This is a genomic window from Variovorax sp. 20P10.2.4, from assembly GCF_058244205.1.
The window spans coordinates 1-4,040 of record NZ_JBZAYE010000639.1; the positions used below are offsets into that span (position 1 = coordinate 1).

Annotated in this window: 3 protein-coding genes and 1 pseudogene; all 4 read right to left on the minus strand. The window is 66.8% G+C overall.

All coding sequences use genetic code 11. From position 1 onward, the window contains the following. A pseudogene (locus AC27VN_RS34745) lies at window positions 1-215 on the minus strand (hypothetical protein); the annotation flags it as partial. 2 nt (window positions 216-217) lie between these two features. After that, the gene (locus AC27VN_RS34750) at window positions 218-1,876 is read right to left on the minus strand and encodes an LVIVD repeat-containing protein (RefSeq protein ID WP_490879544.1); all 1,659 of its coding nucleotides are present in this window, start codon (window positions 1,874-1,876) and stop codon (window positions 218-220) included. Window positions 1,877-2,051: 175 nt separating this feature from the next. Next, window positions 2,052-2,510, minus strand: a complete 459-nt coding sequence (locus AC27VN_RS34755; protein ID WP_490879545.1) for a hypothetical protein — start codon at window positions 2,508-2,510, stop codon at window positions 2,052-2,054. 74 nt (window positions 2,511-2,584) lie between these two features. Then, a partial coding sequence (locus AC27VN_RS34760; protein WP_490879546.1) for an LVIVD repeat-containing protein occupies window positions 2,585-4,040 on the minus strand: 1,456 nt, incomplete at its 5' end.

Sequence of the window (4,040 nt, forward strand, 5' to 3'; positions counted from 1 at the left end):
AGCATCGTCTCCATCGCGCCGAAGTCCACGCGCTGATTGCCGGTCGCGATCGCATCGGCCTGCGGTGCGCTGAAGCCCGCCTGCACCGCGAGCCAGCGCGTGAGGCCGAAATGCACGTCGGCCTCCCAGGCGGCGGCTGTCAGAGGCAGGCCGCTCGCCAGTACGGCGGCGGCGGCCGTCCATGCGCGCAGATGTCGATCCAGTGTTCGCGTCATCGTCAGTTCTGTAGCGTGGAAGGCGTGCTCTGCGCAAAGGGCCAGGTGTTCTGGGCGAACTTCAGCATCAGCAGGCCGTTGTCCTGGCACATGGTCGTCAACAGCTTGCGGTCGAAGTCGAAGTCCGCGCGCGAGGCACACCAGTCGGGGCTGGCGACACCGGCCGCGCGCGGCTGGAGGTGGTTGGAGCCCGCGGGTGTGCTTGTCGTCCCCGCGGGGTTGAAGTACGCGATCTCCTTGGGCCGCGCGGGATTGCGGATATCGAACACGCGCATGCCCGAGTTGAAGTGCGAGCAGGCCAGCGCCGTGCCGTTGCTGCGGTTGTCGACCGAGCAGTAGTGGCTGCCGTACGTGAAGGTCGACAGGCCCGCGATATCGGGCAGCAGCTTGTCGCAGTTGGCGGGGTCGTGCGTCTCGAGCATCAGCTTCGACACCAGCACGGGCTCGGTCTCGTCGCTGATGTCGTAGATGCGCGCCATCGGATAGGGAGGGAGCTTCGCCTCGCAGGCCAGCTTGACGTTGGCGGTCTCGCTCAGGCCCGCCGAGCCGCCTTCGTCGACCATCACCAGGTGCGGCTTGCCCCCGATGGTCACGGGAATGGTGTGCTGCGCCACGCTGCCGTCCTTGAAGGTCGTGGCCGAGATCACTTTCATCTGCGCATCGGGCACGCGCGCCTGCACCTCGGAGGTGTCGAGGATCAGGAAGCCGTTGCGTGTCTGCGCATCGGGATCGAGCACCTCGCCGGGCTGGGGGGCGCCGACCGACACCACGTACGCGCGCTTGCCGTCCTCGCTCACCGACAAGCCGTGCGAGGTCACCGGGCCCGAGGGCGCCATGTCAAAGGAGGCCACCATGCGCGGCCGGGTCGAGTTCGTGATGTCGACCGCGTGGTAGCGCCGGGCCTCGATGTCGCCGATGTAGTAGGTCAGTCCGTCGGGCGAGACATTGCCCTCGTGTCCCTTCGGGCCCTGGGCCGGTTGGATGCCGCCGTCCTTGCCGGTGCCCACCTCCATGTTCGCGAGCAGCTGTGGCGTGCGGCAGTCAGCCGAGAGGTCGTAGACATCGATCTCCGGGCCGCCGAGGCGACTGTTGCGGCCATTGCCGGCCAGCAGCAACTGGCGCCGCGCATTCACGCGCAGCGATTCCCAGGGATCGAGCATCGCGGCCGTGGCGAGCGACATCGAGCGCCAGGGCCTCGCCGGGTCGGTGATGTCGATCACCGGCACGCCGGGGTTCACGCGCCCGCGCGGTTTGCCATCGAAGCCCACCGGGTACGCGGTCGCGTGGTAGGCGCAGGTGCGCCCGCCGGGATCGCGAAACGAGGCCGAAGACCAGCTGCCGCCTTCGCCCTCGAACTGGCCCACCAGCTTCAGGTTGCACGAGAAGCCCTTGAACCCGGCCTGCCGCATCGCGGCGGGCACCTGGCCCTGCAAGGCCGATTCGGGGACGTCGCCCTCGGCGCACACGGCCTTCGGCACCGTGAGCGGTGGCGGCACTTCGGCGACCGGTGGTGGTGCCGGCGGCTCGCCGATGCCCGTGGGCAGTGACGGTGGCGGCGCAAACGCCAGCACCGCCGTGCCGCCGTTCCCACCTCCGCAAGCTGCGAGGAATGCCGTGGCCACGACGGTGGCGACGGCAGGAAGTCGTCCCTGGAATCTCATGGTTTGTCTCCTTCGATGAGCCGGGCACTGCGTCTTCGAATGCGCATGAATTGGGAATCGCGCCCGGTTCCAGGGGAGTCTTGAGATCGGCACTTACTGCACTCTTACTGCGATAGCGAGCAGGAATAAGGGATGACGATGATGTTTCGGATTATTTGTTATTGAATTGCTAGCATTAATTAATGCGCGATATGTCTCGACGCTCATCCCCGGCAGGCGCCGGGTCGATCCTGAAGTAACAGCCATACGCGGCCCCCGTGGCCTGATCGGCGAGAAACAAGGTCGCACCGGTGTGCCCGCTGCAGCTGCCCGCCTCGACCACGAAGCGCACCGGCGTGTAGTGCTCGGGCGAATCCTCGAAGTGGATGACGTCGCCAGCCAGCCTGTAGCGGCCGAACGGCACCGGCTCGGTGTGCGAAGGCGTGGCCCGGAACAGGCGCCCGTCGCGCCGGTAGTCGTACACGACCCACTCGCCGTTGTCCTTCGTTCTTTTCCAGCGGCCGACGATGCCCGGGTCGTCGGCCGGACTGGCCGATGTGGCGATCGAGAAGAGAAAGGGAATGGATGCAAGGAGGGCAAGGCGCGCTTTCTTCATGTCTGCAATGGAAGAGTCGAACAACGACTCATTGTCCATTGCGACGAGATGCAATCACGAATGCGCGTGGCATTGCAATTCATCGAATTGCAATGGCCGCGCGCTATCCGTCGTCAGTTCTGCAATGTCGACGGCGTGCTCTGCGCGAAGGGCCAGGTGTTCTTCGCGAACTTCAGCACCAGCAGTCCGTTGTCCTGGCACATGGTCGTGAGCAGGCCGCGATCGAAATCGAAGTCCGCGCGCGACGCGCACCAGTCGGGTCCGCCGCTGCCGGCCACCGACAGCTGGCTGTGGAAGGAACCGGCGCGCGGCGTGGTTGCGCCCGCGGGGTTGTAGTAGGCGATCTCCTTGGGCCGCGCGGGTTCGCGGATGTCGAACACGCGCACGCCCGAGTTGAAATACGAGCACGCCAGCGCGGTGCCGTTGCTGCGGTTGTCGACCGAGCAGTAGTGGCTGCCGTAGGTGAAGGTCGAGAGCCCCGCGATGTCGGGCAGCACCTTGTCGCAGTTCGCGGGATCGTGGGTCTCGAGCATCAGCTTCGACACCAGCACCGGCTTCTTCTCGTCGCTGATGTCGTAGATGCGCGCCATCGGGTACGGCGCCATCTTCGCCTCGCAGGCCAGCTTGACGTTGGCCGTGTCGCTCAGGCCCGCGGCACCGCCTTCGTCGACCATCACCAGGTGCGGCTTGCCCGCGATCGTCACGGGAATGGTGTGCTGCGCCACGCTGCCGTCCTTGAAGGTGGTGGCAGAAATCACCTTCATCTGCGCGTTGGGCACGCGCGCCTGTACCTCGGAGGTGTCGAGGATCAGGAAGCCGTTGCGCGTCTTCGCATCGGGGTCGAGGAACTCGCCGGGCGCCGGAATGTTCGCGGACACCACGTAGGCGCGCTTGCCGTCCTCGCTGACCGAGAGCCCGTGCGGAATGCCGAGGTCGACGGTCTTCATGTCGAACGAGGACACCATGCGCGGCTTGGTCGAGTTCGTGATGTCGACCGCGTGGTAGCGGCCGGTGACGATGTCGCCGATGTAATAGGTCAGCCCGTCGGGCGAGACGTTGCCCTCGTGCCCCGTCGGCTTGTCAGGCGGCACGATGCCGCCGTCCTTGCCGGTGCCGACCTCCATGCTCGCGAGCAGTTGTGGCGTGCGGCAGTCGGCCGAGAGGTCGTAGATGTCGACCTCTGCGCCGCCGAGCGCGCCGCCATTGCCGGCGTTGTCGGCCAGCAGCAGCTGGCGCGGCGCATTCACGCGCAGCGATTCCCACGGGTCGATCATCGCAGCCGTGGTGAGCGACATCGAGCGCCAGGGCTTGGTCGGGTCGGTGATGTCGATCACCGGCACGCCGGGATTCACGCGGCCGCGCGGCTTGCCGTCGTAGCCGATCGGATGCGCGGTCGCATGGTAGGCGCAGGTGCGCCCACCCGGATCGCGGAACGACGCCGCCGACCAGTTGCCGCCTTCGCCCTCGAACTGGCCCACCAGCTGCAGGTTGCACGAGAAGCCCTTGAAGCCCTGGCGCATCGCCGCGGGCACCTGGCCCTGCAGGGCCGATTCGGGCGTGCCGCCTTCG